This window comes from Actinotalea soli, assembly GCF_017565425.1.
Classification (GTDB): Bacteria; Actinomycetota; Actinomycetes; order Actinomycetales; family Cellulomonadaceae; genus Actinotalea; species Actinotalea soli.
Window position 1 is genome coordinate 42,634 of the sequence record NZ_JAGEMK010000008.1, and the last position, 25,805, is coordinate 68,438.

28 protein-coding genes and 1 pseudogene are annotated in these 25,805 nt (G+C 73.4%); 8 read left to right on the plus strand and 21 right to left on the minus strand.

What is annotated here, in order from left to right; translation table 11 throughout:
• Positions 1-6: 6 nt before the first annotated feature.
• From J4G33_RS17265 to J4G33_RS13520, 7 genes and pseudogenes are all read right to left on the minus strand, one after another.
• Positions 7-1,509, minus strand: a complete 1,503-nt coding sequence (locus J4G33_RS17265; protein WP_443592379.1) for a putative bifunctional diguanylate cyclase/phosphodiesterase — start codon at positions 1,507-1,509, stop codon at positions 7-9.
• A pseudogene (locus J4G33_RS17270) lies at positions 1,419-1,691 on the minus strand (PAS domain-containing protein); the annotation flags it as partial. The gene J4G33_RS17265 and the pseudogene J4G33_RS17270, both read right to left, overlap by 91 nt.
• Positions 1,692-1,695: 4 nt before the next feature.
• On the minus strand, positions 1,696-2,529 hold the full coding sequence (locus tag J4G33_RS13500; RefSeq protein ID WP_208056515.1) for an alpha/beta fold hydrolase: 834 nt from the start codon (positions 2,527-2,529) through the stop codon (positions 1,696-1,698).
• Positions 2,530-2,639: 110 nt separating this feature from the next.
• Positions 2,640-3,107, minus strand: a complete 468-nt coding sequence (locus J4G33_RS13505) for a hypothetical protein (protein ID WP_208056516.1) — start codon at positions 3,105-3,107, stop codon at positions 2,640-2,642.
• Positions 3,108-3,154: 47 nt separating this feature from the next.
• Complete coding sequence (locus J4G33_RS13510) at positions 3,155-3,637, minus strand: hypothetical protein (RefSeq protein WP_208056517.1); 483 nt, start codon at positions 3,635-3,637, stop codon at positions 3,155-3,157.
• A gap of 9 nt (positions 3,638-3,646) precedes the next feature.
• Positions 3,647-5,299: an alpha-amylase family protein gene (locus J4G33_RS13515; protein ID WP_208056518.1), complete on the minus strand. Its 1,653-nt coding sequence runs from the start codon at positions 5,297-5,299 to the stop codon at positions 3,647-3,649.
• A 58-nt stretch (positions 5,300-5,357) separates the two neighbouring features.
• Positions 5,358-5,567, minus strand: coding sequence for a helix-turn-helix domain-containing protein (locus J4G33_RS13520; RefSeq protein WP_208056519.1), 210 nt, complete (start codon positions 5,565-5,567; stop codon positions 5,358-5,360).
• A gap of 158 nt (positions 5,568-5,725) precedes the next feature.
• Between J4G33_RS13520 and J4G33_RS13525 the strand changes: the two genes are divergently transcribed.
• The 4 genes from J4G33_RS13525 to J4G33_RS13540 all read left to right on the plus strand — a co-directional run bounded on the left by J4G33_RS13525 (position 5,726) and on the right by J4G33_RS13540 (position 7,890).
• Positions 5,726-6,571, plus strand: coding sequence for an SDR family NAD(P)-dependent oxidoreductase (locus tag J4G33_RS13525; RefSeq protein WP_208056520.1), 846 nt, complete (start codon positions 5,726-5,728; stop codon positions 6,569-6,571).
• A gap of 64 nt (positions 6,572-6,635) precedes the next feature.
• Positions 6,636-6,980 (plus strand): ArsR/SmtB family transcription factor, encoded by a 345-nt coding sequence (locus J4G33_RS13530; RefSeq protein ID WP_208056521.1) that lies wholly within the window; start codon positions 6,636-6,638, stop codon positions 6,978-6,980.
• Between the two features lie 7 nt (positions 6,981-6,987).
• On the plus strand, positions 6,988-7,287 hold the full coding sequence (locus J4G33_RS13535) for a hypothetical protein (RefSeq protein ID WP_208056522.1): 300 nt from the start codon (positions 6,988-6,990) through the stop codon (positions 7,285-7,287).
• A 108-nt stretch (positions 7,288-7,395) separates the two neighbouring features.
• Entirely contained in the window at positions 7,396-7,890 is a 495-nt protein-coding gene (locus J4G33_RS13540; protein ID WP_208056523.1) for a hypothetical protein, read from the plus strand.
• Between the two features lie 24 nt (positions 7,891-7,914).
• Here the strand turns inward: J4G33_RS13540 and J4G33_RS13545 are convergent, their stop codons facing one another.
• From J4G33_RS13545 to J4G33_RS13565, 5 genes are all read right to left on the minus strand, one after another.
• The gene (locus tag J4G33_RS13545; RefSeq protein WP_208056524.1) at positions 7,915-8,325 is read right to left on the minus strand and encodes a TIGR03618 family F420-dependent PPOX class oxidoreductase; all 411 of its coding nucleotides are present in this window, start codon (positions 8,323-8,325) and stop codon (positions 7,915-7,917) included.
• A 31-nt stretch (positions 8,326-8,356) separates the two neighbouring features.
• On the minus strand, positions 8,357-10,432 hold the full coding sequence (locus J4G33_RS13550) for a S9 family peptidase (RefSeq protein WP_208056525.1): 2,076 nt from the start codon (positions 10,430-10,432) through the stop codon (positions 8,357-8,359).
• A 30-nt stretch (positions 10,433-10,462) separates the two neighbouring features.
• Positions 10,463-10,738, minus strand: a complete 276-nt coding sequence (locus tag J4G33_RS13555) for a hypothetical protein (protein WP_208056526.1) — start codon at positions 10,736-10,738, stop codon at positions 10,463-10,465.
• Between the two features lie 73 nt (positions 10,739-10,811).
• Positions 10,812-12,968: a S8 family serine peptidase gene (locus J4G33_RS13560; RefSeq protein ID WP_208056527.1), complete on the minus strand. Its 2,157-nt coding sequence runs from the start codon at positions 12,966-12,968 to the stop codon at positions 10,812-10,814.
• Positions 12,969-13,161: 193 nt separating this feature from the next.
• Entirely contained in the window at positions 13,162-13,452 is a 291-nt protein-coding gene (locus J4G33_RS13565) for a DUF4287 domain-containing protein (RefSeq protein WP_208056528.1), read from the minus strand.
• 210 nt (positions 13,453-13,662) lie between these two features.
• On the opposite strand from J4G33_RS13565, the gene J4G33_RS13570 reads away from it, so the two are divergent.
• Positions 13,663-15,216 (plus strand): methyl-accepting chemotaxis protein, encoded by a 1,554-nt coding sequence (locus J4G33_RS13570; protein WP_208056529.1) that lies wholly within the window; start codon positions 13,663-13,665, stop codon positions 15,214-15,216.
• A gap of 21 nt (positions 15,217-15,237) precedes the next feature.
• Here J4G33_RS13570 and J4G33_RS13575 read toward each other — a convergent pair whose 3' ends face one another.
• Positions 15,238-15,870: a hypothetical protein gene (locus tag J4G33_RS13575; protein ID WP_208056530.1), complete on the minus strand. Its 633-nt coding sequence runs from the start codon at positions 15,868-15,870 to the stop codon at positions 15,238-15,240.
• A 111-nt stretch (positions 15,871-15,981) separates the two neighbouring features.
• Here J4G33_RS13575 and J4G33_RS13580 point away from each other — a divergent pair, with 111 nt between their 5' ends.
• Positions 15,982-16,665 (plus strand): SRPBCC family protein, encoded by a 684-nt coding sequence (locus J4G33_RS13580; protein ID WP_208056531.1) that lies wholly within the window; start codon positions 15,982-15,984, stop codon positions 16,663-16,665.
• 104 nt (positions 16,666-16,769) lie between these two features.
• On the opposite strand, the gene J4G33_RS13585 is transcribed toward J4G33_RS13580, so the two are convergent.
• Positions 16,770-16,928 carry a hypothetical protein gene (locus tag J4G33_RS13585; protein ID WP_208056532.1) on the minus strand — a complete coding sequence of 53 codons (159 nt, stop codon included), beginning with the start codon at positions 16,926-16,928 and terminating at the stop codon, positions 16,770-16,772.
• 207 nt (positions 16,929-17,135) lie between these two features.
• The gene (locus J4G33_RS13590) at positions 17,136-17,705 is read right to left on the minus strand and encodes a dihydrofolate reductase family protein (RefSeq protein ID WP_208056533.1); all 570 of its coding nucleotides are present in this window, start codon (positions 17,703-17,705) and stop codon (positions 17,136-17,138) included.
• A gap of 178 nt (positions 17,706-17,883) precedes the next feature.
• Here J4G33_RS13590 and J4G33_RS13595 point away from each other — a divergent pair, with 178 nt between their 5' ends.
• Together J4G33_RS13595 and sigJ are read left to right on the plus strand one after the other, a co-directional pair.
• Positions 17,884-18,186, plus strand: a complete 303-nt coding sequence (locus tag J4G33_RS13595; protein ID WP_208056534.1) for a hypothetical protein — start codon at positions 17,884-17,886, stop codon at positions 18,184-18,186.
• 56 nt (positions 18,187-18,242) lie between these two features.
• On the plus strand, positions 18,243-19,142 hold the full coding sequence (sigJ, locus tag J4G33_RS13600) for an RNA polymerase sigma factor SigJ (RefSeq protein WP_208056535.1): 900 nt from the start codon (positions 18,243-18,245) through the stop codon (positions 19,140-19,142).
• 42 nt (positions 19,143-19,184) lie between these two features.
• Here sigJ and J4G33_RS13605 read toward each other — a convergent pair whose 3' ends face one another.
• The 6 genes from J4G33_RS13605 to J4G33_RS13630 all read right to left on the minus strand — a co-directional run bounded on the left by J4G33_RS13605 (position 19,185) and on the right by J4G33_RS13630 (position 25,761).
• Positions 19,185-19,787 carry a carboxymuconolactone decarboxylase family protein gene (locus J4G33_RS13605; protein ID WP_208056536.1) on the minus strand — a complete coding sequence of 201 codons (603 nt, stop codon included), beginning with the start codon at positions 19,785-19,787 and terminating at the stop codon, positions 19,185-19,187.
• Positions 19,784-20,662 (minus strand): CPBP family intramembrane glutamic endopeptidase, encoded by an 879-nt coding sequence (locus J4G33_RS17865; protein WP_208056537.1) that lies wholly within the window; start codon positions 20,660-20,662, stop codon positions 19,784-19,786. The genes J4G33_RS13605 and J4G33_RS17865 overlap by 4 nt, the downstream gene beginning before the upstream one ends.
• A 101-nt stretch (positions 20,663-20,763) precedes the next feature.
• Positions 20,764-21,429: a response regulator gene (locus J4G33_RS13615; RefSeq protein WP_208056538.1), complete on the minus strand. Its 666-nt coding sequence runs from the start codon at positions 21,427-21,429 to the stop codon at positions 20,764-20,766.
• A complete protein-coding gene (locus J4G33_RS13620) occupies positions 21,426-22,595 on the minus strand; it encodes a sensor histidine kinase (RefSeq protein WP_208056539.1) in 1,170 nt (389 codons plus the stop codon). The genes J4G33_RS13615 and J4G33_RS13620 overlap by 4 nt, the downstream gene beginning before the upstream one ends.
• Positions 22,596-22,654: 59 nt before the next feature.
• Positions 22,655-24,778 (minus strand): iron ABC transporter permease, encoded by a 2,124-nt coding sequence (locus J4G33_RS13625; protein ID WP_208056540.1) that lies wholly within the window; start codon positions 24,776-24,778, stop codon positions 22,655-22,657.
• Positions 24,775-25,761, minus strand: coding sequence for an iron-siderophore ABC transporter substrate-binding protein (locus J4G33_RS13630; RefSeq protein WP_208056541.1), 987 nt, complete (start codon positions 25,759-25,761; stop codon positions 24,775-24,777). Before J4G33_RS13630 ends, J4G33_RS13625 begins: the two co-directional genes overlap by 4 nt.
• Between the last annotated feature and the right edge of the window lie 44 nt (positions 25,762-25,805).

Sequence of the window (25,805 nt, forward strand, 5' to 3'; positions counted from 1 at the left end):
CCACGCTCACGCCCGACGCCGCCGCGCTGCGGGGGCCGTGGCCTGGGTGGGGATCTCTGCTCGCCCCGTGACCCACCGCGTCAGCTCCTCGGCGGGCACGGGGCGGCGGTAGAGGTAGCCCTGGGCCTGGTCGCAGCCCAGCGCGACGAGGGCCGCGTGGTGCTCCTCGGTCTCGACCCCCTCGGCCACGGCCCGCAGCCCCACGCCGTGGGCGAGGTGGATGCAGCCCGCGACGATCGCCCGGTCGTGCGGGCTGTGCGCGACGCCGTCGACGAAGGTCCGGTCGATCTTGAGCTCGTCCAGGGGCAGGGTGCGCAGGTAGGTCAGGGAGGCGTAGCCGGTCCCGAAGTCGTCGACCGCGAGTCCCACCCCGATCTCCTTGAGCTGGCCCAGGGTCGCGACCGCAGCCTCCGCGTCCTCCATGAGGGCGGTCTCGGTGATCTCCAGGATCAGCAGCGCCGGGTCCAGGCCGTACTGGTCCAGGGCGTCACGCACCGTCGGGATGAGGTTCGGGTCGCTCAGCTGCCGGGCCGAGAGGTTGACCGAGATCTCGAGCGGGGTGGGTAGCGACCGGGCCCAGGCGGCAGCCTGCTCGACCGCGGTGCGCAGCACCCACACCCCCAGCGGCCGGATGAGCCCGGACTGCTCGGCCAGTCCGATGAACTCCCCCGGCGGCACCATCCCACGCGTCGGGTGCTCCCACCGCACCAGCGCCTCGACCCCCACGGCCCGCCGGGACTGCACGTCCAGGCGGGGCTGGTAGTGCAGCACCAGCCCGCCCTGGTCGATGCTGCGACGCAGCTGCCCCAGCAGGTGCAGCCGCTCGACGGCGCCGTCCCCGTCGGTCGGGTCGTGCAGCTCCCAGCGGTGCCGGCCGCGGGCCTTGGCCCGGTGCACGGCGGCCCCCGCGCGGCGCAGCAGCTCCTCGGCGGAGCGCTGCGCGTCCTGGGCGACGGCCACCCCGATGCTCGCCGTCGTGACGACCTCGACCCCGGCCACCCGGTAGGGCATGGCGACGGCCTCGAGCAGGGAGTCGGGCAGGGCCGCGCCGTCGGAGCCGTCGACGGCGGGCTGCGCGACCGCGAACTCGTCGGCCGAGGTGCGAGCCACGACCGCGCCGGGACCGGCGGCGACCTGCAGACGCGAGGCGATGACCTTGAGCGCGAGACCTGCGCGAGCAGGCCGGCGCGGTTGAGCAGGCCGGTCAGGGCGTCGTGGTGCGCCTGGTGCTCGCGGTCGGCCTCTGCCCCGGCCCGCCGGGCCTCCGAGCTCTCGGCCTGCCGCACCGCTTCGATGAGCCGCTGCTCGGCCTGGTCCCGGTCCCCGGCCCGGACCACGGCGACCCGTACGTGCGCACCGCCGTCCTGCGCGGCACCAGGGGCGGCCGACCGGCCCTTGCCCTCGTGGCGCGTGGCGGTGAGCACGACGGCGAGCCGCGACCGGTCCGGGCCGAGGACGTGGCAGCGGAAGCGCTCGACCACGCCGTGCAGGTGCAGCTGGGCGCTCCAGAGCGTCGCGTGCAGCACCCGGTCCCCGACGGGCAGCACCCGGGCCAGCGGGGTGCCGACCAGTGCCTGCGCCGTCCAGCCCGTCCAGTCGAGGAAGGTGCTGTTGGCACGGACGATGATCCCGGCGTCGTCGAGCAGCAGGTAGCCGCACGGCGCACGGTCGAAGAGGTCCTCGTAGTCCATCGGCTCAGGCCGTCGCGCCGGTGTAGGCGAGGATCGCTGCGGCGGTCTCCGTCGGGGCGCTGACCTGCGGGATGTGTCCGTGGGCGGACAGGCGCACCAGGCTCGAGCCGACGAGCCGCTCGTGCACGTAGAGGCCGACGTGCGGGGGCGCGAGGATGTCGTCGACGCACTGGAGCACCAGGGCGGGGGTGGTGACCTGGGGCAGCAGGGCGCGCGCATCGGTCAGGAAGGTGACGCGGGCGAACTGCCGCGCGATCCCGGGCTCGACCACCGAGAAGCTCGCCGCGAGCTCCTCGCTCAGCGCGGGCTGCTCGGCGTTGCCCATGAGCGCCGGTGCCATGGCGGCCGACCACGCCAGGTAGTTGTCCTCGAGGGAGGCGAGCAGCTCGTCGACGTCCTCCCGGGAGAAGCCGCCCTCGTAACCGTCCTCGGGGTGGTCGACGTAGCTCGGCGAGGGAGCCAGGAGCACCAGACGGGCGACCCGCTCCGGGACGAGCACCGCGACCTGCATCGCCATCACGCAGGCTATCGAGTGCCCTACGAGGGTCACGTCCTCGAGCTCGAGCTCGGCGCAGACCTCGAGGACGTCCTCGACGTACCCGGCGAGGGAGGAGTACCTGGCCGGGTCGTACGCGGACAGCTCGGAGCGGCCCGCACCGACGTGGTCCAGCAGGACGACGCGGTGGTGCTCGGCGAGGATCGGGACCACGCGGGACCAGATCCCCTGGTCGCACCCGAACCCGTGCAGCAGGACCAGGACGGGCGCGCCGACGGGACCGTGCACCTGCACGTTGTTCCTTGCTGAGGCCGCGCCCGGGCCCGCGTGCTGCACAGCCATGCTCCGCCTCTCCCCCACCGCTCTGCAGGAGTCATCGTCATCCGCGGGCGTGACTTGAGTCGGGGGAGGCGATGCGGGGAGGTGCGGGACGCGTGCATGCAGGCCGGGATCTACCCCGTCGAGGTGCTGCCGCCCGAGGACGAGGCCTGATCGGAGGGCTCGTCGAGCCCGGCCCAGTCGCGCAGGAGCGGGATGAGCTCGGCGGGGAGCGTCTCGAGGGCGGGGAGCGCCGTGGTCCGGCCCGCGTGGTGCACGACGACGTGCTCGCTCCAGGTGGGGCGGCCAGGGACGTTGCCCTCGACGTCGGTGACCTGCTCGCGAAGGATCTCGACGGTGCGCAGGCCGACGCGCACGGCGAGCTCGTCTGACGTGATGGTGAGCATGGTGCGGCTCGCGACGACCTGCCCGAGCCAGATCGCCACCAGCACCACGCCGCAGAGCAGCAGAGGCAGCGAGAACCGCGAGCCGGACCCCATGGCGAGGGCGACCCCCTGGAGCACGACCTGCGCCAGAGCACACCCCACGAGGACCCAGGCGACCCGCCGGGAGAAGCCTGACTGCCCGATCACCCTCTCCACGTCCGGACCCTGACCGTCGACCGGCTCGTTCTCCCGTGACGTCCCCATCAGCGGCCCTCGTGGTCACTCTCGGATCGCGCCCAGTCGCGCAGCAGCGGGACGAGCTCGACCGGCGGGAGCTCGAGTGCAGGCAAGACCCTCGTCCGGCCCGCGTGGTGCACGACGGCATGCCTGCTCCACGGGAGGCGATCCGGGACGTTGCCCTCGACGCCGGTGATCCCGCTCCTCGGGATCTCCACCGTGCGCACGCCGTAGGGGATCACCAACCGATCAGTCCTGATCAGCATCGGGCGCTGGGCGAGCCTGAACTGCATCACCCCGACAAGCGCCAGGCCGACGCCGCAGGTGAGAAGGATCCACGCGAACGCGGCCGTCCCCCGCCCCGTCACCAGGACGAGCACCTGGAGGGCGACGTGGGCCCCTCCCAGGGCGACGAAGCCCCACGCCAAGCCCCGGGAGGTGCGTGCCTGCCCGATGGCTCGAACCTCGCGCCCTCCACCGTCCTCGCCACCCGTCGGCAGACTCGCCACGGCCCTGCCTCACACCAGCCGCTTGGACCCCGAACGGATCACGCGCATCCACCGGTGATCGTAGCCATCGAGGTTGACCTCGAGCCGGCCCTCGTCGTCGAGCTGGTAGGGCCGGTCCTCGAGCATGTCGACCAGGCGGGTGGAGGAGTCGACCTCGGTCACCTGGAGCGTGACGGTGCGGCCGTCGGGGGCGAAGTTGTGCAGGGCGATCAGCTGACGGTCGTCGAGGGTGAGCGCGTGGGCGATGACGCAGGGGTGTCCGGTCTCGAGGATCTCGAGCTCGCCCCAGCCGATCTCGGGGGACTTGCGGTACGCCGAGATCAGGCCACGGACCTGGTGCAGCAGCGAGGTGGTGTCGTGCATCTGGTCCGAGACGTTGACGTGCTCGGGGCCGAACCCGCCCTCGACCACGGGGAACGGGAGGGCCTCGGGGTCGGCGTCGGAGAACCCGGCGTTCTTCTCGTCGCACCACTGCATGGGGGTGCGCACCGCCGACCGGCGGGGCAGGGTCTCGTGCTCACCCATGCCGATCTCCTCGCCGTAGTACAGGACCGGGGACCCGGGCAGGGAGAACATCAGGCTGTAGACCATGCTGATGCGGCGGGGGTCGCCGTCGAGCATCGGGGGCAGACGGCGGGTGATCCCGCGGCCGTGGATGCGCTGCCGCTCCTCGGGGGCGAAGGCCTCGAACACCTCGTTGCGCTCGTCCTCGCTCAGCTGGTCGAGGGTCAGCTCGTCGTGGTTGCGGACGAAGTTGCCCCACTGGTTGGTCGGGGCCGTCGCGGGCCGCGAGCGCAGGGCCTCGATGAGCGGGGTCGCGTCCTGGCGGGCGAGGGCCAGGTAGAGCTGCTGGTTCCCGACGAAGTCGAACTGCATGGTGAGCTCGTCCCCCTCCTCGTTGCCGAAGAAGTCGACCTGGTCGGCGTAGGGCAGGTTCACCTCGCCGAGCATCACCCCCGAGCCGCTGCGTCGGCCCACGTAGCCGCGCAGGGTGCGCAGGTACTCGTGCTCGCGCTGTCCCTCGTCGCTCTGGATGAGGAAGGGCACGGCGTCGACGCGGAAGCCGTCCACGCCCATCTGCAGCCAGAAGCCGATGACCTTGGCGATCTCGTCGCGCACGGCCGGGTTGGTCGTGTCGAGGTCGGGCTGGTGGCGGTAGAACGAGTGCTCGTAGTACTTCCCGGCGACCTCGTCGTAGTGCCAGACCCCGTCCTCGACGTCGGGGAACATGTTGGCGCGCTGCTCGGCCGGGGGCTCGTCCCGCCAGTTGTAGAAGTCGCGGTACCGGCTCGACGGGTCGCTGCGCGAGGCCTGGAACCAGGGGTGCTGGTCCGAGGTGTGGTTGACCACGAGGTCGACGATGAGCCGCATGCCGCGGTCCTTCGCGGTGCGCACCACCTCGACGAAGTCCCCGAGGTGCCCGTAGCGCGGGTCGACCCCCACGTAGTCGGAGATGTCGTACCCGTTGTCCTGACGCGGGGAGGGGTACATCGGTGCGAGCCACAGGCAGGTGACCCCGAGGTCGGCGAGGTAGTCCAGGCGGTGGGCCAGGCCTTCCAGGTCGCCGATGCCGTCGTCGTCCCAGTCCAGGAAGGTCTCGAGGTTGAGGTTGTAGAAGACGGCGGTCTTCCACCACAGGTCGCTGGTGTCGGTGACTCGCACGGTGCGTGGGCTCCCAGGGTCGGTGGCGTCGGTCTCCCATCGTCCACGCCTTCGGGCCTCACAGCATGTCGGGCACCCTGGCGACGGCCTCCGCGCGGCTCGCGACACCCAGCTTGCGGTACACGCTGGCCACCTGGGACTTCACGGTGTTGCGCGTGACGTAGAGGCTGCGGGCGATCTCCTCGAGGGTCGCCTCCTCGGCGAGGAGCGCGAGCACCACCTGCTCACGCTGCGTGAGGCGGGTCTCGGTCTGTGGCGGCGTGTGCATGGCTCTCCCCTGGGTCGACGGCGTGTTCAGGGGAGGTTCGGAGCGGACGGACCCGCGGATGGGTCCGGAGCCCGGGCGTCTCCGCGCCCCCCCGACGGCGGAATGCGTCGCCGGGCGCGACCGTTCTGGTCCGTACCGCCGTCGGACCGAGAGGGATCATGAGCCAGCGCACCATCGTCATCACCGGGGCCAGCGACGGGATCGGCGCCGCGGCCGCCCGGGACCTCGCCGCCGCCGGGGACCGTGTCATCGTCGTCGGCCGGTCCCCGGAGAAGACCAGGGCCGTGGCCGAGCAGGCCGGAGCCCCCTTCCACCTGGCCGACTTCGCGGACCTGGCGCAGGTGCGGCGCCTGGCCGAGGAGCTGCGCGAGACCTCCCCGCGGATCGACGTCCTGGTGAACAACGCCGGGGGGATCATGGGGCCGCGCGCCCTCACCGGGGACGGCCACGAGAAGACCCTGCAGGTCAACCACCTCGCGCCCTTCCTGCTGACGCACCTGCTGATGGACGTGCTCACGGCGTCCTCCGCCACGGTGATCAACACCTCGAGCGTCGCGGCTCGCCTGTTCGGCCGCATCGACGTGGCCGACCTGCACAACGAGCGCGGCTACTCCCCCAACAAGGCCTACGGGGACGGCAAGCTCGCCAACATCCTGTTCACCAAGGAGCTGCACCGTCGTCACGGGGCGGAGGGCATCTCCGCCGCGGCCTTCCACCCCGGCACCGTCGCCACGAACTTCGCGGCCGACTCGACCAGCATCATGCGCTGGGTCTACCGCACGCCGCTGCGCCACCTGGTGCTCACGAGCCCCGAGGCCGGGGCCGACACCCTGCTCTGGCTGGCCCGCGGCATCCCGGGCCACGACTGGGCGCCGGGCGAGTACTACGAGAAGCGCCGCCCCACCCGGACCAACCCCCAGGCCGACGACGGCGCCCTCGCGGCAGCGCTGTGGGAGGAGAGCGCACGGCTCGTGGGCCTCGCCCCGCAGGCCACCTCGGGCTGACCTCGCGCGGCGCCCGCTGCTGAGCCTGCTGGCCATCCACACCTGCGCACATCATGATGCGTGCATGCCTAGTTCACCGCAGGTCGACCGGCTCGTGGAGCGCTACGCCGGGGTGGGTGAGCTCTTCGGGGTGCTCGCCTCCCCCATCCGGGTGGCGATCATCGACCAGCTCAGCCTCGGTGAACGGCGCGTGGGCGAGCTGGTCGAGGCCCTGGAGGTGTCCCAGCCCCTGGTCTCGCAGCACCTCCGTGTGCTGCGTACCGCGCACCTGGTGGTCGGGGTGCGCCGCGGGCGCGAGGTCGCCTACTCGCTGAGCGACGAGCACGTGGCCCACATCGTGCGGGACGCCCTGGCCCACGCGAACGAGCACGGCAACCCGGTGTTGCATGCGCACGTGCGCATGCAATGATGGGCCCATGACGACACTCGAGCACGAGACGCACACCGAGCACACCCACCAGCACGGCACCGACTGCGGCCACGCCGCCGTCCAGCACGAGGACCACACGGACTTCCTGCACGACGGGCACGCCCACCACGAGCACGAGGGCCACTACGACGAGCACCCCGTCGCCGGGCACGTCGAGGCCGAGGGCCACGACCACGAGCACGGCGAGGCCTGCGGGCACGAGGTCGTCGAGCACGACGGGCACAAGGACTACCTGCACGGCGAGCACCGCCACGCTGCCCACGAGGGTCACTACGACGAGCACTGACCCCGTCGTCCGTCACCCACTCGGCCCTGGGTCGCGCCCGCGACGGGTGACGGACGCGGTAGTGTCCCGGCGGCCGTCCTCCTGACGGCCACGGACCAGGGAGCAGACGTGAGAGACACCTCAGGGGCAGACTTCGCAGTCATCGGGGTGGTGCTCTACCTCCTCTTCATGCTCGCGATCCTCGCCTTCGGCATCTACTGCTACATGCGGGTGGCGGGCAAGGCGGGGTTCCCGAGCTGGTACGGGATCCTCGCACTGGTACCCATCGCGAACATCGTCGTACTGATCATGTTCGTCTTCACCGAGTGGCCCATCGAGCGCGAGAACAAGGCGATGCTCGCGGCCCTGCAGGACGACCGCCCGCCCTTCGGTCAGCTCGGCGGGCCGGGGCAGACCGGCCCGGGGTACGGACAGGGCGCCGGGTACGCCCAGGCTCCTGGGTACGGGCCCGGCTACGGCCAGCCCTCCCCCTACGGCCAGGCTCCCGGGTACAGCCAGCAGGGGCCGACCCCTGATGGCGCACAGCCCGGCTACCCGCAGCAGGGCCAGCAGCCGCCCGCCCCGGGGCACGACCCCCAGCAGCCGACGCCGCCCCAGGCCTGACCCACCGGAGGCCGCCCGGCAGGATCACTCCTGCCGGGCCGCCCCCCACCCGTGCCACCGCTCCACGGCCAGGTGGACGCTGACCCGGGGACGGTCGCGGACCGCGTAGTCCTGCCCGGTGTAGTGGTTCGCCAACCGGTCGATGTCACGCAGCCCCTCGTCGTCGACGATCGAGACCACTCGGCCCTGCAGGCTGACATGGGTGTACCAGTCGTCCTCGGCGAGGGCCGTGAGGGAGACGCGAGGGTCTGCCTCGAGGTGCTTGAGCCGCGCCCGGCCGGCGTCGAGGCCCAGCAGCACCGTGCCGTCCTCCTCGACCAGGTACCAGGTCGCGACCGTGACAGGCCGGCCGTCGGCGGCCACGGTGGCCATCACTGCAGGGTTGGGCCGCGCGAGCAGGGCTGCGACGTCCTCAGGCAGGGGCGGGACAGGCATCAGGACCTCCGGGGCTGGGCTCAGACGCTGGCTACACCGTCGACGCTACCGGCAGGTGCCGGGACCACCAGGCGAGCACGTGCTCGAACCTCGCGAGGCGGTGTCGAGGTCGCCCCGACCGCGTGAGCTCGTGCCCCTCGCCGGGGAAGAGCAGCAGCTCGGACTCGACCCCGCGGCGCTTGAGCTCGACGAACCACCGCTGCCCCTGCTCGACCGGGCAGCGCCAGTCGTTCTCGGAGTGGATCACCAGGGTCGGGGTCCGCACCTCACCCACATGAGCCATGGGCGACTGGGCCGCGAGCGCCGCGGCACCGTCCTCGGTCGCGGCATCTCCGACGTACTGCAGGCCGAAGAACCAGCCGATGTCGCTCGACCCGACGAAGCTCACCGGGTCCAGGAACCCGCGCTCGACGACCGCCGCGGCGAAGCGGTGCGTGCGGGTGGTCAACCAGGCGGTCAGGTACCCGCCGTAGGACCCACCCATGACGCCGACGCGCTCGGCGTCGAGCCCCAGGTCGGCGTCCGCCAGGGCGTGGTCCAGGAGGGCCAGGACGTCGTCGGTGTCGACCGTGCCGAAGGCCCGCTGGATGGCCTTGCCGTGGGCGGCGCCGTAGCCCGCCGAGCCGCGCGGGTTGCCCAGCACCACCGCGTACCCGGCCTCGGCGAGGGTCTGCACCTCGTCGAAGAGGGCGTGGGTGTACTGCGCGTAGGGACCGCCATGGATCATGAGGATGGTCGGGTGCGGGCCGGTCCCGAAGCGGTCGGGGTCAGGGGTGGCCACCCAGCCGTGCACGGGGTACCCGTCAGGGGCCGTGGCCTCGAGCTCGCGCACGGGCCTCAGGCGCCCGGTGCCTCGGAGCTCGGCCGAGAGGTCCGTGACCTGGCGCTGCTCCCCCGAGCCCAGGTCCACCACGACGAGGTCCCCCGCGGAGTCCCCCGTCGCGACCGCGGCGACCGCGCGGGTGCCCACGGGGGGCGCGCTCACGGCCTGGACGACGACGGGCCCACCCACCAGCACCCGCCCGGGCTCGGCAGAACCCTCCGCGGCGGGGTCGGCGGGCAGGTCGAGCAGGACGACGGCGCCGCGCCGCTGGTCAGCCACCAGCACCCGCTCACGGGTCACGGTGAGCAGACCGCTCGCCAGGTCGACGGTCTCGACGTCGGTGTGCCGGCGCGGGGCCGGACCGCCGTCCTCGGAGCGCGCGCGGTCCAGGTCCAGGGAGAAGAGCCCCGTCTGGGCGGCGACGAACTCGCGTCCCGTCGCCCCCATGTCGGTCGCGAGGAACCAGAGCGTCCGACCGTCCGCGGAGGGCGCGACGGTGTCGACCGCCAGCTGGTCCCGCTCGCCCGCACGGGTCAGGGGCCGTGGCGCTGCCAGGGTCCCGCCGGCCGGGGGCCCTTCGTCGAGCCCGTCGCGCACCGGCGGGACCTCGACGAGCACCGCGTCGCGCAGCAGGTCGTCCTCACGGTCGGCGTGCACGGCGCTCGTGGCGACCAGGGCCTCGCCGTCGGGCAGCCAGCGGTGACCCGCGACGTCGTGGTCCCCGTCGGTGAGGGCGACCGGCTCGGGGAGAGGGCCCGAGCCAGGGTCCTCGGGCAGCGTGATCAGGTGCAGGTGCTGTGGCCGGTCCCGGAAGAAGCCCACCCCGTCCCCGCGGTAGCGGTAGGTCGTGATGTGACGCGGCGGCTCGGCGCCCGCGGTCCCGCCCGCGACGTAGCGCCCCTCCTCGGGGACCCGGGCCAGGTAGGCGATCCGGGTGCCCTCGGGGGAGAAGAGCGGCTCGGACACCCCCAGCGGGGCGTCCGTCAGGAGCACCGGCTCCCCGCCGGCGGCCTCCACCACGTGGAGCTGGGGCTTGCCCTCGGGCTCGGCCCGCAGGAACGCGATCCACCGGCCGTCCGGGGACCACGCCGGGGCGGTGTCACGGTGGCCGCGGGTCAGGCGGCGGGGCGGGAGGGAGCCGTCGGCCGGGACGGTCCACAGGGCGCCGGTGTACTCGTCGGCGTCCACGTCCGGAGCGGTCACGGAGAAGACGACGGTCGTGCCGTCGGGGCTCAGGGCCGGGGCGCCCGGCGCGCGCAGCAGGGAGAGGTCGGTAGGGATCACCGGACGACGGTATGCCACAGGACCGACGGGCTACCGACGGCGGCGCGCGAGCAGCTCGACCAGGGAGCGCGAGGCGACCAGGACCAGCGCCACCCACGTGACGGCCAGGAGGACGAGGCCGACCGCCCCGCCGACCACGGCTCCCGTCCAGCCCACCAGCAGGTACCCGAGCAGGGCCGGGACCCCGACCAGGACCCCGGCGGCCAGGACCCAGGTGGCGAGCTCGAGGGCGGTCTCGGCCAGTCCCCTGCCGACCTCGTCCGCCAGCATGCGGGCAGGTCGGGGCGGGGGCGTCGGGCCGGTCACGGGCACATCATGCACGGCCCGGCGCGCTGACCTCCCGGGCGCCCGCCGCCCGCCCCCGGACTGGCCGCTCACGTCACCGTGCCGAGGAGGGGCGCGCCCCCGAGGTGCGCACCGTGGTCTGCGCGCTCCGACCGACGGTCACCCCGTCAGCGATCGCCGTGATGCGCACCCGGTACGTGGTCCGGGGGCGGAGCGCGTCGACCGTCACTCCGCGTGCGGCCGTGACGGGGTCGCGGAACCTGGTCCAGGTCCTGCCGTTGGTCGAGTACTCGACGCGGTAGTCGGTGACCCGGTCGCCCGACGTCGCTGGCGCGGCCCAGGTGAGGCTGACCGAGGAAGGCGTGCGCGAGACCTGGCGCACCGACCGCGGAGCGGATGGCCTGGCGCGGGTGACGGCGCTGCCCGCAGCGACCCACGGGCTCGACCCGGCCGCGGAGTTCGCGCGCACACGGACGTGGTGCTGGGTCCCAGCCTCGAGCCGGGTGAGGGTCGCCGAGCGCGCCGGCGTGGTGGTCACCGTACGCCACGACCTCCCGTCGACCGAACGCTGCACGGTGTACCCGGTGATCGACGCCGCGTCAGCGGTCGCGGCCGGCGGCGACCAGGCGACGCGGAGGGTCGCCGTCGTCACGGCCGTGAGCCTGGGGGTCTGCGGTCCACCCGGAGCCACGAGCGAGGAGGTCCGGACGGTGATCGGCTCCCCGGCCGCCGCGTGCTCGAGGGGTCCGAGTGCCGAGACCACGACCACGACGTCGGTGGCGGGGGTGAGGCCGGTCAGGGTGTGCGCGCGGGCCGTGGCGGGCACGACCGTCTCCGCCGTCCACGTCCCCACGGCGGGTCCGCTCTGGACCCGGTATCCCACGACGTTGTCCGCGCCGGCCGAGGGCTCACCCCACGCGACGGTGACCGACGTCGACGTCACCGACGTGGCCGCCAGGCCCTCGGGTGCCGACGGCAGCTCACCGGGCGCGGGGGCGGGCTCATCAGGGGCGGGCTCGTCAGCGCTGGGGTCAGGCTCCGGCTCGGCCGTCGGCGTCGGCGTCGCCTGCACGGTGGTCAGCAGCACGTCGGGGCTGCCCGGGCCGGGGTCGGCCACGACGGGGTGTGCCGCCGACAGCATGCGCTCGGTCAGCGCGGCAGGGCGCAGCGAGGGCTCGCGCTGCAGGAGCAGGGCAGCCATCCCGGCGGCGTGCGGCGCGGCCATCGAGGTCCCGCTCATGGTGGCGTACCGCCCGCCGGGGTAGGTCGACGTGATCGCGGAGCCCGGGGCGAAGCCGTCCACGCAGGTGCCCCAGTTCGAGAACGAGGAGCGCGCGTCGGTCGAGGCCGTCGCACCGACCGTCAAGGCCGCGGGCACCCGCGCGGGGGAGGTCAGGCACGCGTCGCCGTTGGCGTTCCCGGCGGCAGCCACCACGAGCAGGCCCGCCCCCGTCAGGGCGTCGACCGCGCGAGCCATGCTCGAGCTGACCCCGCCCCCGAGCGACATGTTCACCACGCCGGGGGTTCCGGCGGGATGGTTGGCCAGGATCCAGTTCGCCCCGGCGACCACGTGCGAGCTGTCACCCCGGCCGTCGCACCCGAGGACCCTGACGGGGACGATCGTCGCGCCCTTGGCCACCCCGTAGGTCGCTGAGGCTGCGCTGCCGGCCACGTGGGTCCCGTGGCCGTGGCAGTCGTCCGCGCCGACCCCGTCGCCGATCGCGCTGTATCCCGCGGTGACGCGTCCGGTGAAGTCCGGGTGGGTGGGGTCGACACCGGTGTCCACGACGTACACCCGCACCCCGGCGCCGGCCGACGAGGCGTACGTGAAGCCACCGTCGAGGGGCAGCCCCACCTGGTCGATCCGGTCCAGCCCCCAGGTCGGGCGACGCTGGGTCGTCGTCTCGGACGAGCTGCTGATCGCCGTGGGCACGGCCGCCTCGACACGCAGGACGTCGTCGAGGTCGGCCAACGCGCGGATTTGGGCGTCGGTCGCCTCGAGGGAGAAGCCCTCCATCACCTCGTCGAACTCGTGGCTCGTCCCGAGGCCGAGACCGCGCAGGTCGTCGATGACGTCCTGCGCCGTCCCCGGGTCGGTCTGGACGATCCAGGTTCCCGTCGGGCCTTCCGCGAGACCCGTGCCGAAGGGGACCGCCCCGAGGGGGAGGGCACTCGCTGGGGCGCTCCCCGACACGACGGCCAAGGTCAGCGCCGCGACGAGCGTGCGGCGAGCGGGGAGTGCGAGGGTCACCGAGGGCTCCTTCGTCGATGCCCGTGGGAGGGCACTGGTCGGCGAAGCACGGGGCTGCGCGGACGTCCTCGCTCACCACCGGGCTTCTCCCCGTACCCATCGGCCAGCACCACCGACCCGTGATCCCTCGAAGGAGTGACAGGCGCACGCAGCCCGGCGACCGGAGGCGACGGTCCCCCTTGGGCGCCGACCCTCAGGCCGGCCTGGTGGCCTTGCCATCGAGCCAGAGCGTCGCCGACTCGTCTCGGTGGCTCCCGGTGCTGCCCACGTGCTTGGGGTCGATGGCCGGGCCCTTGGAGATCACGTGCCACATCGCCATGGCGTGGCCGCGCCCCAGGCCGTAGTCGGCCGCCAGCCACGCCACGACGTCTCCGGCCTTGGCCTCGGGACCGTCCAGGCCCTTGTCGTGCGCGATGGCCAGGAGCTGGCGCGGGGTCTGGCCCGTCCGGTCCTCGATGGTGTCGAGATAGGCCTGGAACGACATGGAGGTCCTCCTCTGCTCGGGTGGCTCGGCCAGGTCGCCGGTGCGTGCCTGAGGCCACAGGGTGGTCGACACGGGCGGACCAGGAAACTCATCGGGTCGCTGGATGCATGAACGTACGGAGCTTGGGTCATATGGCTCAGCACTGCGCCGCCTCGGCCGATGACTCGGAGGCCGACACCCGGCGCCCTTCTCACCCGAGGACACATGGCCATGCGCATGCGACGACGCCCCGAGACCTCCCGCCCCGACGAGCGCGAGGTCATGGCAGCCGAGATCCGCGCCCTCGACGCGGTGATCGAGGAGCTCGGTCGCGCGAGCAGCTCCTCGGACGGCATCCGTGCCGTGCTCGACAGCGCTCGCCGGGCCTTCGGCTACGAGTACGCCTCGGCCTGGGCCGTCCCGCGGTCCGGGGACGAGCTGGACTTCGTCTGCCAGGTCGGCGAGCTGTCGCGCGAGCTGACGAGCATGACGCCGACCCACCGGACCTCCCGCGGGCTGGGCATCTGCGGCATGGCCTGGGAACGCGGGGAGGTGCTCGACATGGTGGACATCACCGGCGAGCGACCCAACTGCGCCCGAGGCGCGGCGGCCCTGGACGCTGGTGCACGCGCCGCGATGTCGCTCCCGGTGCGCCGCGGTGACCGGATCGTCATGCTCCTCGACTTCTTCTCCTCGACCCCGAGCACCGCGAGCGCCACCCGACCTGCTGTCCTCAGTGCCCTGTCGCGCGTGGTGTCCCAGACCCTGACCACGATGGTCACGGTCGAGCGTCAGCGCGAGTCCGCCCGCGACCAGCAGGCCGTCACCACCGTGGTCTCCGAGGTGGGTGCCTGCCGGGACGAGAACTCGGCGTTGCGCGCCGCCCTCGACGCCGTGCGCAAGGAGTTCGGCTGGGCCTACGGCTCGTTCTGGGCCCTGGACGAGGAGGCCCGCGTGGTGCGCTTCCAGGTGGAGTCGGGCACGGCCGGTGAGGAGTTCCGCAAGGTCACGCTGAGCGCCAGCTTCGCCGAGGGTGTCGGGCTGTCCGGCCGCGCGTGGCGGGCCCGGGACCTCGTCTTCGTCGCCGACCTGGGCGAGCTCCAGGACTGCGTCCGGGCCCCCGCCGCCCAGCGGGCCGGGGTCAAGTCCGGGGTGTGCCTGCCGATCATCGTCGACGACCAGGTGGTCGGCACGATGGACTTCTTCGTGACCACCACCCTCGAGCTGTCCGAGAACCGGGCCGCAGCGCTGCGCAACGTGGCGCGACTGGTCTCCCAGCGGCTGGACATCCTGCGTCGTGCGGACCGGGACGCCAAGGCGGCGACCGCGCTGCTGGGCAGCGTCGAGCGGCTGAGCGCGAGCGCGACCGAGGCCGGCGAGGTGGCCCTCGACGCCGTCGCGCAGGCGACGTCGGTGGCCACCGAGGTGCGGGCGCTCAGCGAGTCCTCGAGCGCGATCGGCGAGGTCATCAAGGTCATCTCCTCGATCGCCGACCAGACGAACCTGCTGGCCCTCAACGCCACCATCGAGGCGGCCCGCGCGGGTCAGGCCGGCCGGGGCTTCGCGGTCGTCGCGACCGAGGTCAAGGAGCTCGCGGGCGAGACCACGACCGCGACCTCCCGGGTCGGCGAGCGCGTGACGGACATCCAGACCAACACCGCGACGGTCGCGCGGGGCATCGAGGACATCAACGCCACGATCGGCCGGATGGACGAGGTGCAGACCCGCATGAGCCAGGTGCTCGAGGAGCAGCGCGCGATGGCCCTGGCCTTCGAGCAGCACTGAGGTCGAGCAGCTGGACGAGGGTCAGGGGCGAGCAGGCACCGACGGCGCTGAGGGCGCCGCGCGGCGCCGGACCACCCACCAGACGATCCCGCCGGCGAGGAGGCCCAGGGCGAGGATGCCCAGCGCGACGGCCACGAGGACCAGGACGACGGTGCCGAAGATGCCCGTGACGAAGGGCATCACCTCCTGGTCCTCGACGAGGATCACCCGGGCGCCGTCCCCCGCGAAGAGCGCTGGGGGGACGTCGACCGTGTACGTCCCGGAGGTGTCGGCGCGGAAGCCGCCGACCGTGGCCGCCCGGGTGCCGCCGCGTCCGATGTTCCCCGAGACCGACGGGGCGGACGAGACGTGCACCTCCTCGCCGTCGGGGCCGGTGACCTCGGGCCGCGACTCGAGCCTGGCGTTCGACATCCCGGCGTCGCGCGCCAGGTAGAAGGCGTAGGCGAGGTCGGCCTCGAGGTCGACCTCCATGGTGCCGGGGGCCTCGACCGAGCCGACGGCGTCCGGCCCGTCGCCCCCGTTCGAGGACAGGACCCCGGTCGGCAGGAGCCCGAGGAACATCACCGCCGCCACCACCCCGGCAGCGATCGACAGCACGAGCGCTGCCACCCCGGAGAACGTCAAGATCTTGGGTCCGCGCAGCGACTGGTTCATGGTCCAGAGACTAGGAGACCCGGGGGCCGACGGGGAGGCTGGTCGGGGCACGTCCTCCGGCAGGGTCGATCGTCCCTGGTCGGTCCTGCGCCCGAGGGCTTGACTGAGGCCATGCGCCTGCACCGGACCCTCCGCGCCGCCGTCCTTCTCGGGCTGGGGGTCGTCCTGTACCGGGTCGCCCGCGAGCGCGCCCTGGGGCTCGGGACGACGGAGGCCGAGCGGATGGCGCCCTTGCCGGGTGACGAGCTGCTGCCCGAGGCCGACCTGGTCGCCACCCGCGCGATCGACGTCGACGCACCCCCCGAGGACGTGTGGCCGTGGCTGGTCCAGATGGGGCAGGGCCGTGGCGGGTTCTACAGCTACGAGGCGCTCGAGAACCTCCTCGGCCTCGACATCCACAACGCCGACCGGGTGCACCCCGAGTGGCAGGACCTCGCGGTCGGGGACGAGGTCCGCCTGGCCGCCCAGGCGGGGCTGGTCGCCGCGGTGGTCGAGCCTGACCAGGCCCTGGTGCTCCAGGGCGTGGCCCCGGTGCCCGCCGACGAGCTCGACTCGTGCGGGGCCGAGGGCACCGACACGGGTCGGGGACAGGGCGAGGCGCCCTTCGACTTCACCTGGGCCTTCGTCCTGCAGCCCTGGGGCGCGCGCGGCACCCGGCTGCTGGTCCGCGAGCGCTACCGGTACCGGGCGCCGTGGGCGGGGCGCATGGTCGAGCCGGTCAGCTGGGTGAGCCTGCTCATGACCGAGCGCATGCTGCGCGGCATCCGTGACCGGGCGGAGCAGGGCCGGCTCTGAGCAGAACCATGACGGAGCGGGGCCCCTGCGCGCCGCCCCGAGCCGGGCCGGCCGGCGAGGGCAAGCCCTCGCCGGCCAGGGCGATCGCGGGGCGCTGCGCCGCGTCAGCCGAAGATGATGATCTGGAACTCGCCGTTGTCGCACCGGGTCTCGTCGACGCCGTGGCCGTTCTGGCTCGCGGGCCAGGTCACGCAGACCAAGGTCCCGGCCGAGGCCGCCGAGCCCGCGCCGATCGTCCCCGCCACGGCCAGGCCAAGGATCACTGCGGCCCGGGTGAGGACCTTCTTCGTCGTGTTCGTCGTCTGCTCCTCTGTGAAGATGCCGAACCGGTCGGATGCCGGCGTCGCCCCGGACGCTATGGAAGGTCTGACCTGCGCGGCGATCGTTCCGGAGGATCCCGAACGATCCCGAACGCCTCGGACGGGAGGACCAGCGGTTGCGAGCCGACGCAGATCAGCAGCCGTCGTCCCTCAGCCGGCCGGCAGCTCACTGCGGGCGTAGACCAGGCGCAGCACTCCGGTGGGCAGGGCCTCGGACCGCAGCAGGCGCAGCGGGTAGGTCGGCTCCCCCTCGTCGAAGAGCCGCTCGCCGTGACGCGCGGCGATCGGGTGGACGAACAGGCGCAGCTCGTCCAGGAGGCCCGCGGCCATGAGCTGCCGCACCACGGAGATCGAGCCTGCGACGAGGATCTTGTTCACCCCGGGCTCGGCGGAGACTGCCGTGACCGCCGGGACGAGGTCCGTGACCCGCTCGACGTTGCGCCAGCCGAGGTCCTGGTCCCCGCGGGTGGCCACGAGCTTGCGGGTGTCACCGAGCTGGGCGGCGAACTCGGCGTCCTCCCCACCTGCGGCCTCGCGGTCGGGCCACGCGCCCACGAAGCTGTCGTAGGTCACGCGACCGAGGAGCAGGACGTCGACGTCCTCGTAGTCCTCGCCGACCGCCTCCCCCATCCGCTCGTCGAAGTACGGGAAGTGCCAGGTGGGGTCGACCTCGGCGACGCCGTCGAGGGAGATGAACAGGGTCGAGACGATCGTGGCCATCGGGGCCTCCGCGGTCCTGGACCCGCCCGTCGCGGGTCGCACTCCTGCATCAGACCAGCGCCGGACGGCGAAGTCATCGGGTATCCGGACGGTCGACGCCGCGCACCTCGCGGCGTCGCTACCATGTGGGCGCTCTGGACGTCCCGGGGCACAACGGGCATCTTTCGGGGGGCAGGTCGTGATCTTCTTCGGCTGGGGTCGCAAGAGCAAGAGCGCGCAGGTCAGCGCTGAGCAGGCGCTGGCGCTGACGTACAGCTACGTGCACATCTTCTGGCTGTTCCAGCTGGCCTTCAAGCAGAGGTACAGCGTGGCCACGTGGACCGAGGCGGGCTGGGCCACGCGGGAGCTGAGCGACCAGGAGGCCATGGCGGGCGGGGCGCCGTCGACGGTGACCCTGCACTGGTGGTGGCGGTTCGGGCTGGTGCTGGCCATCGCCTTCCTCGTCGTGGCGCTGACCTTCGCGGGCCTCGCCGGGTCCTGACACCCTGGGTGGGTCTCGCGGGATCGACGCGAGACCAGCCTGAGGAGGGGACCCGGATGGACGACGTCGTCACCGAGTTCGAGGCCGAGCGGGCGCGGCTCCTCGGCCTGGCCTACCGGATGCTCGGCAGCGTGCACGACGCCGAGGACGTGGCACAGGAGGTCTGGTTGCGCCTCGCCGACCAGGACCGTGCCGAGATCCGCAACCTCCCCGCATGGCTCACGACGGTGGCCTCGCGGCTGTGCCTGGACCGCCTCCGCGCCGCACAGACGCGGCGCGAGCAGTACGTGGGACCGTGGCTGCCCGAGCCCGTGGTGAGCCAGGTGCCGGGGCCGGCGGAGCTGGCCGAGGTCGACGAGTCGATGCGGCTCGCCCTCCTCACGGTGCTCGCGCACCTGAACCCTGGGCAGCGCGTCGCCTTCGTGCTGCACGACGTCTTCGACGTGCCCTTCGACCAGGTCGCGAGCGTGCTCGACACGAGTGAGGCGAACGCCCGCCAGCTCGCCTCACGCGCGCGACGAGCCGTGCAGCAGGGTGCCCCACCCCCCGCCGTGCCGAGGGACCAGCAGCGCGCCGTCGTCGACGCCTTCCTCCGGGCGGTCGCTGCGGGTGACCTCGGGGAGGTGGTGAGCGCGCTGGCCCCTGGCGTGGTCCTGACCTCGGACGGCGGCGGGCGGGTCAGCGCCGCGCTCCGGCCGGTGCTCGGTGCCGACAAGGTCGCGCGCTTCTTCCTCGGGCTCTGGCAGATGGCCCACGACGCGGAGGTCGACCTCGAGACGGTGCTCGTCAACGGGGAGGTCGGTGTCGTGGTGCGGATCAGGCCGCACCCCGGCAGCCGGATCGAGGCCGGTGCGACCGTGGTGCTGCCGCGCGTGGGCCCCGACGGGCTCGTCCACGGGATCGACGTGGTGCGCAACCCGGAGAAGCTCGCGGGGCTCGGCGCGGCGCGGCGCTGAGGGAGCCGGCCGTCGTTCGCCCGCCACCGCACCGCCGTCGGCTCACCGCGGAGGGAGCGCGCAGACCTCGCTGTCGGTGAAGCCCTGCGAGGTGACGCCCAGCGCGTGGTTGAGGCGCGACCGGTGGTTCTCCAGGGCGACGAGGTGGACGAGCTCGACGAGACCGGCCTCGCCCAGCTCCTCGCGGAGGGTCGCGACCTGCTCGTCGGTGACGTGCGGCGGGGTGGCCGTCGCGGCGTCGGCGAGGGCCATGGCGCGCTTCTCGAGACCGGTGAACAGGGGTGAGGCCGCGTACTCGGGGACGGCGAGCAGCTGCTCGCGCGTCACCCCGGCACGCAGCGCGAGCATCGCGCCGAAGTCGATGCACCACGGGCAGCCGATCACGACGGCGACGCGGTGCTGGACCAGGTCACGGAGGGTCTCGGGCAGGTGGTGCCGGGACCGCATCAGGGTCACCTCGCCGAGGAGCTGGGACCAGAACACCCCGCGGTGGTGGGCTGTCACCATGCCGGGCTCCATGACCTGGCCGAACATGCGGCGGGTCATCGCGGCGACGAGCCGCGTGGACAGGCGCTGACGGGCGGGCGGGTCGATCCGGGCCATGACGTCCTCCTGGTGCCGGGCCGCCGGGGTGGCAGCCGTCACCACCTCGACGTGCTGGGCGCCCGGGATGTGACAGCCATGGCGCCGCCGGCGGTGACGGCGAGGACGACCCAGGTGATGGCCTGCGCCGCCCAGAAGGGGCCGTCCGCGAGCTCCCGTGCCGACGTGGTGAGGTTCGACTCGGCGAAGGCGAGGGTGGAGTTCATCAGGGCGTGCGCCCACGCCGCCGGCCACATGGACGAGGACGCGAGGCGCGCCGCCGAGAGCAGGACCCCCACGACGAGCAGGTCGACACTCGTGGCGACGACGTCACGCACGGCGAGGTCGCCGGTAGAGGCGTAGCCGAGCGTCAGCGGCAGGTGCCACAACGACCAGAGCCCCGCGATGAGGAGGCTCGCACGCCACGCACCCCACGGTGCGAGCGTCGTCTGCAGGGCGCCCCGCCAGCCGATCTCCTCCCCGACGACGGTGACGAGCGCGAGGAGCGCGAACGGGAGCACGAGCGGCGCCAGGCCCCACGCCTCCGCCGTCGGCTGCCACTCGACGACCCCCGTGGCGACGCCGAGGGCAGTGGTCATGGCAGGGACGACGAGGAAGACGCCGAGCACCGACGCGCACGTCCCCGCGACGCGCCGCGACGCGAGAGGGCGCAGCGCCGTCCACCGGGCGAACGTCGTGCGCCTGCCGGTGAGGAGGTGCGCGGTGAGGGCCGAGAGCGCGGGCGCCCACGAGAGCAGGGGGACGGCTGCGTTGAACGCGTCAGCATCGGCACCGACGACCCACAGCGGGACCATCACGGCTGCCGTCAGGACTGCCAAGGTGCCGAGGAACCAGGCGACGGCGCGCCGTGCGACAGGATCGAGGCCTCGACCTGGTGGAGCGGTCGGTGGGGCCAGGGCGGGGCTGATGCGGGTCACGACGAGCCTCTCGTTCGCTCGCGGCGGGTGGGGTCACCGCCGTCGAGACGAGACTTCCGCGTGACCGGGACCCTCGGCATCGCCCTGCGGGGCCTCGTCACTCACCCCGGAGGGTGAGTGCGGCCGACGAGCCCGTGCTCGTAGGCGAAGATGACCGCGTGCACGCGGTCCCGCAGACCGAGCTTCGCCAGGACGGCACGCACGTGCGTCTTGACGGTGTCGTAGGCGAGATGGAGCCGCTGACCGATCTCGGCGTTCGAGCATCCGGCAGCGAGCAGGTGGAAGATCTCGACCTCGCGGGTCGACAACGTCGAGAGGGCGGAGGGGTCCATGGCGGGCGCCTTCCGCACGTGCTCGAGGACCGCCGTCGTGACGTGCGGAGCGAGCACGGAGCTGCCGCTGGCCACGTCGCAGATCGCGGCGACGAGCGCCTCGGGCCGGGCGTCCTTCGTCAGGAAGCCGCTCGCCCCGGCGCGCAGCGCACCCATGACGAGGTCGTCGGAATCGAACGTCGTCAGCACGAGCACGCGGGTGGCCGGCGAGAGGCGCACCACCCGCTCCGTGGCGCGGATCCCGTCGAGCCGTGGCATCCGGATGTCCATGAGCACGACGTCGACCCGGTGCGCGCGGACGGCCTCGACGGCCTCGTCCCCGTCCCCTGCCTCGCCGACGACGTCGATGCGCGGGTCCGCTCCCAGCACGGTGGCGAGAGCTGAACGCAGCAGCGCCTGGTCGTCGACGAGCAGCACGCGAACCCTGGTGGTCACGTCACCGCCTCCCTCGGACCATCGGCGAGGGACGGCACCGTAGCCCGAACCAGCCAGCCGTCACGGTCCCGGTCGATCTCGAGCTGGCCGCCAGCCGCCGCGACACGCTCGGCGAGACCGATGAGGCCCGACCCCGCGTCGCCCGCGGCGCGCACCCCGGCTCCCCCGTCGTCGTGCACCGCGAGGGTCGCGCCGGTAGCCGACCACGTCAGCCGCACCTCCACCGCGAGAGGAACCTCGAGGTGCCTGAGCGCGTTCGAGATGCCCTCCTGCGCCACCCGGACGAGAGCCACCTCAGCATCCGGCGCGAGCACCACGGGCGCCCCCTCCACGCGGAGCGTGACGTCATGCAGCGGTGTCACGGCCGCTCGGACGAGTGCGGGCAGGCCTTCCAGGGACGGTACGAGCGCCGTGCCCGACGGCTCGGCGTCCAGGACGCGCAGCATCGCGCGGAGACCCGCGAGCGCGTGCCGCCCCGTCTCGGCGACCTGCCCGATGGAGTCGCGCACCGCGTCGTCCCGGGCCCCCACGCGCGCCGCCTCGGCCTGCGCGACCATGAGCGCGAGCGAGTGCCCGATGACGTCGTGCAGATCCCGTCGGATGCTCGCCCGCTCGGCGAGCCGGGCGGCCACGAGGCGGTCCCGCTCCAGCTCCTCCGCACGCTCTCGACGGATCCTGGTGCGCTGGGCCGCGGACCACGTGCCCACGACGACGGCGAGCAGCAGACCTGCCTCGACCAGCTGCAACCCCGCCGGAGCGCTGTCGTCCATCCGCACGGCGGCGACGCCCTCCGCCAGCACGACGCCGCCGATGCCCACGACCAGGACCGCACGAGGCCACGGGTCCGGGGCCACCAACGTCGCTCTCCACGACACCAGCAGGAAGCACACCGCCGACGGCATCAGGACCCCTGTCGACCACCCTGGCATCGGCACCAGCGCCAGCACTGCCATCGACGTCGATGCGAGGAGCATCGCGGGGCCGATCCGTCGACGAGCGCACGCGAGCGCGACGTGCAGCCCCGTCGCGGCGACCGCGACGAGCGCGACGACCGACGCCGACGAGCCGATCTGGGCGAGGGCCACCACGACGAGCACGCTGGCGGGGCCCAGGACGAGATGGGCCGCGACGACGACCCGCGTCCAGGTCTTGCCACGGTCGCTCATGGCCCTAGGGTGCCAGCCTCTCAGCCCTCCCTGGACGCCGTCGCGACAGCGGAGAGCTCCTAGGACTCGTTGCGCTGGGTCCGGGCCAGCAGCCAGAGGAAGTACGGGGTGCCCACCAGCGCGGTGACCAGCCCGGCGGGGAGCTGGGTGGGGGCGGCGGCCGTCCGGCCGACGGTGTCGGCGACGAGCACCAGCAGGGCACCGAGCACGGCAGCCAGCGGGACGACGAGCCGGTGGCGACGGCCCACCAGAGCGCGTGCGGCGTGCGGGGCGACCAGGCCGACGAACCCGATGAGCCCGATGGCCGCGACGGCGACCCCGGTGAGCAGCACGGCGGCGATCAGCAGCGAGGCGCGGGTGCGCCCGGGCGAGAGGCCCAGCACGCGCGGGGTGTCCTCGTCGATCGAGATGAGGTCCAGGCGCCGGTGCTGGGCCCACAGGAACGGCACCAGCACCAGGCACCCCAGGGCCAGGGGGACGAGGTGCTCGAAGGTGCGGCCGTAGGTGGACCCCGCGAGCCAGGTGAGGGCCTTGGAGGCGTTGAAGGGGTCGGTGGCCACGACGAGGATCGTCACGAGCGCGGTCGTCACGTAGGAGATGCCGAGCCCCACGAGGATGAAGGTGTCCGAGGCCATGCCGCGCCGGGCGACCAGCCCGAACAGGACGGCCGAGGAGACCAGGGCCCCGAGGCCGGCCGCCCCCGCGAGGGCCCAGAAGCCCGCGAGCGGGGCGAAGGTCACGAGCAGCACCGCACCGACCGACGCACCGCCCGAGACGCCGATGATCGTCGGGTCGGCGAGCGGGTTCCGCGCCGAGGCCTGCACGGCGGTACCGGCGACGGCGAGCGCAGCCCCGGCGAGCACGGCAGCCACCACCCGGGGGACGCGGGTGCCGAGCACCCCCTCGACCACGGGACCGGCCTCGCCGCGCAACCAGACGGCGACGTCGCCCAGCAGGAGCATCCGGTCACCCAGCAGCAGGGCACCGACCACGGCGGCCAGCAGCGCCCCGGTGGTCACGACCACGACAGCACGCCGGCGTCGGACACCCACCCCGTCGACAGGGAGCGCGGAGCGGGCGTCCCCGAGGGAGCGGGACCGCAGCCGGAGCGCGACGAGGATGACCACCACGCCCCCGACCAGGGCGGTGACCGTGCCGGTGGGGACCATGACGGCGGCCTGCGCCCCGACGACGGCCCGGAGACCGACGTCGGCGGCGAGCACGAGGTCGGTGGCGGCCAGGGCAGCGACGAGCAGCAGGGCGCGGTGGCGGTGCAGCCCGCGCACCCACGGGATGAGCATCCGCACCAGGGCCGGGGCCGCGAGCCCGACGAAGCCCAGGGGCCCGGTCGTCGCGACGGCGGTGGCCGCGAGCAGCACGGCGGTGACGAGGGCGACCACGCGGGTGCGTCGCACGTTCATGCCCAGGGTCGCGGCCTGGTCGTCCCCCAGGCGCAGCAGGTCGAGCTGGCGGGCCTGGAGCAGCAGGAGGAGCAGGACTCCCACGATGATCGGCAGCGACCAGCGGACGGTGCCGAGGCCGTTCTGCCCGAGGGAGCCGGCCGACCACGCGATGAGCCCGCGGGCCTCCATCGGCCACAGGATCACCATCGCGGTGGTCACCGAGGTCATGGCTGCTGCCAGCGCGGTGCCACCGAGCACGAGCCGGGTGCCGGCAGCCCCCGAGGTGCCGCTGAGCAGCAGGACCGCGCCCGCCGACAGCAGGCCGCCGGCGAAGGCGAGGACCACGTCTCCGAGGAAGGCGCCGGGCAGTCCGCCCAGGGCGCCGAGGGAGAGCGCGAGGTGGGCCCCGCTGTGCACCGCGAGGGTGTCCGGGGAGGCCAGGGGGTTGCGGGTGATCGACTGGAGGACGGTGCCCGCCGCACCGAGGGCCAGCCCGGCGGCCAGGGCTGCGAGCAGCCGTGGGGCCCGCGAGCTGAGGACCACCGCGGCAGCCTGGTCGTCCGACCGCCCCAGCGCCCACTGCCAGACGTCGGCCGCGCCCAGTCCTGAGGTCCCCTGGGTCAGCTGCCACAGGGACAGCGGGACCAGCAGGACGAGCAGGCCGAGGACGAGGGCGAGGACCCCCGGGACGCGCGTCGCCTCGGGGGCACCGCCCACGACGTCGGTACCGGTTGGCGCCTCGCGGGAACCGACCGGGCCCGACGTCGTGGTGGTGGTCATCCGATCGCGTCGACGGCCGCGTCGATGGTGCGGATCATGGACTCGGGGCCACCGAAGCCCCAGATGCCGTCGGGGAACCGCACGGCATCGGCGGTGAAGGGCAGCGAGGTCCAGATGCTGTTCTCGGCGAGGGCCGTGGCGAAGACGTCGTCGTCACCGTTGGCCATGTACCAGAAGCGGGTGTCCTCGGGGAGCTGCGTGAGGCCCTCGACGTCGACCTGGGCGAGGCCGTAGGCAGGGTCGGCCTCGAGGTCGGGCAGCTCGGCCCAGGCGTCGGTGAACCCCAGGTCGCCCAGGACCCCACCGATGAGGGAGCCGCTGGTGAAGGGCCGGACGGTCACGGCCTCGCCGGTGTCGTAGCCGTCGGCGAAGGCCACCGGGACGTCCGAGACGTCACCGAGCTCGGCCCGGGCCGCCTCGACCGCGTCGTCGTACTCGGCCTGCAACGTCTGGGCTGCGTCCTGGGTGCCGGTGACCTCGGCGACCAGGTCGACGTTGTCGAACATGGATCCGACGGGGTCGGCGGCGTCCCCACCGGGCACGACGACGACCGGGATGGTCTCCTCGATCTGCTCGACCGCCCCTTCCACGAGGGAACCGGTGACGAACAGGACGTCGAGGTCCAGGGCCGCGAGGGTGTCGATGCTGGGCTCGCCGCGACCGCCGATGTCCGCGACGTCCTCGGGGAGCTCGACCGTGGTGTCCCACGTCTCGAAGCCCGTGACGTCAGCCACGCCGACGGGCTCGACGCCGAGGGAGACGAGGTACTCGGCGACGTTCCACTCGGTCACGGCCACCCGCTCGGCCGGGGCGTCCAGGGTGACCTCGACCCCGCGGGCGTCGGTGACGGTGACCGACGTGTCCGCGGTGCCCGCCTCGCCGTCGGGGGTCGTCGCGTCGCTCGGGGCCTGCTCGGTGGTGCCGCAGGCGGCGAGCGCCAGGACGCCCACCAGGGCGGCGGTCGCAGCGGGACGTGCTCTCATCAGGTCTCCTCAGGGATGGATCAGCTGTGTGCCGGCAGCAGGTG

Bases quoted from the DNA above. Each gene is read 5' to 3' on its own strand.
- J4G33_RS13525 (WP_208056520.1), top strand. From the start codon at position 5,726: ATGAGCCAGCGCACCATCGTCATCACCGGGGCCAGCGACGGGATCGGC.
- J4G33_RS13535 (WP_208056522.1), top strand. From the start codon at position 6,988: ATGACGACACTCGAGCACGAGACGCACACCGAGCACACCCACCAGCAC.
- J4G33_RS13520 (WP_208056519.1), bottom strand. From the start codon at position 5,567: ATGCACACGCCGCCACAGACCGAGACCCGCCTCACGCAGCGTGAGCAG.
- J4G33_RS13500 (WP_208056515.1), bottom strand. From the start codon at position 2,529: ATGGCTGTGCAGCACGCGGGCCCGGGCGCGGCCTCAGCAAGGAACAAC.
- J4G33_RS13590 (WP_208056533.1), bottom strand. From the start codon at position 17,705: ATGGCCACGATCGTCTCGACCCTGTTCATCTCCCTCGACGGCGTCGCC.
- J4G33_RS13625 (WP_208056540.1), bottom strand. From the start codon at position 24,778: ATGACCACCACCACGACGTCGGGCCCGGTCGGTTCCCGCGAGGCGCCA.
- J4G33_RS13530 (WP_208056521.1), top strand. From the start codon at position 6,636: ATGCCTAGTTCACCGCAGGTCGACCGGCTCGTGGAGCGCTACGCCGGG.
- J4G33_RS13570 (WP_208056529.1), top strand. From the start codon at position 13,663: ATGCGCATGCGACGACGCCCCGAGACCTCCCGCCCCGACGAGCGCGAG.
- sigJ (WP_208056535.1), top strand. From the start codon at position 18,243: ATGGACGACGTCGTCACCGAGTTCGAGGCCGAGCGGGCGCGGCTCCTC.
- J4G33_RS13620 (WP_208056539.1), bottom strand. From the start codon at position 22,595: ATGAGCGACCGTGGCAAGACCTGGACGCGGGTCGTCGTCGCGGCCCAT.
- J4G33_RS13545 (WP_208056524.1), bottom strand. From the start codon at position 8,325: ATGCCTGTCCCGCCCCTGCCTGAGGACGTCGCAGCCCTGCTCGCGCGG.
- J4G33_RS13575 (WP_208056530.1), bottom strand. From the start codon at position 15,870: ATGAACCAGTCGCTGCGCGGACCCAAGATCTTGACGTTCTCCGGGGTG.
- J4G33_RS13630 (WP_208056541.1), bottom strand. From the start codon at position 25,761: ATGAGAGCACGTCCCGCTGCGACCGCCGCCCTGGTGGGCGTCCTGGCG.
- J4G33_RS13565 (WP_208056528.1), bottom strand. From the start codon at position 13,452: ATGTCGTTCCAGGCCTATCTCGACACCATCGAGGACCGGACGGGCCAG.
- J4G33_RS13580 (WP_208056531.1), top strand. From the start codon at position 15,982: ATGCGCCTGCACCGGACCCTCCGCGCCGCCGTCCTTCTCGGGCTGGGG.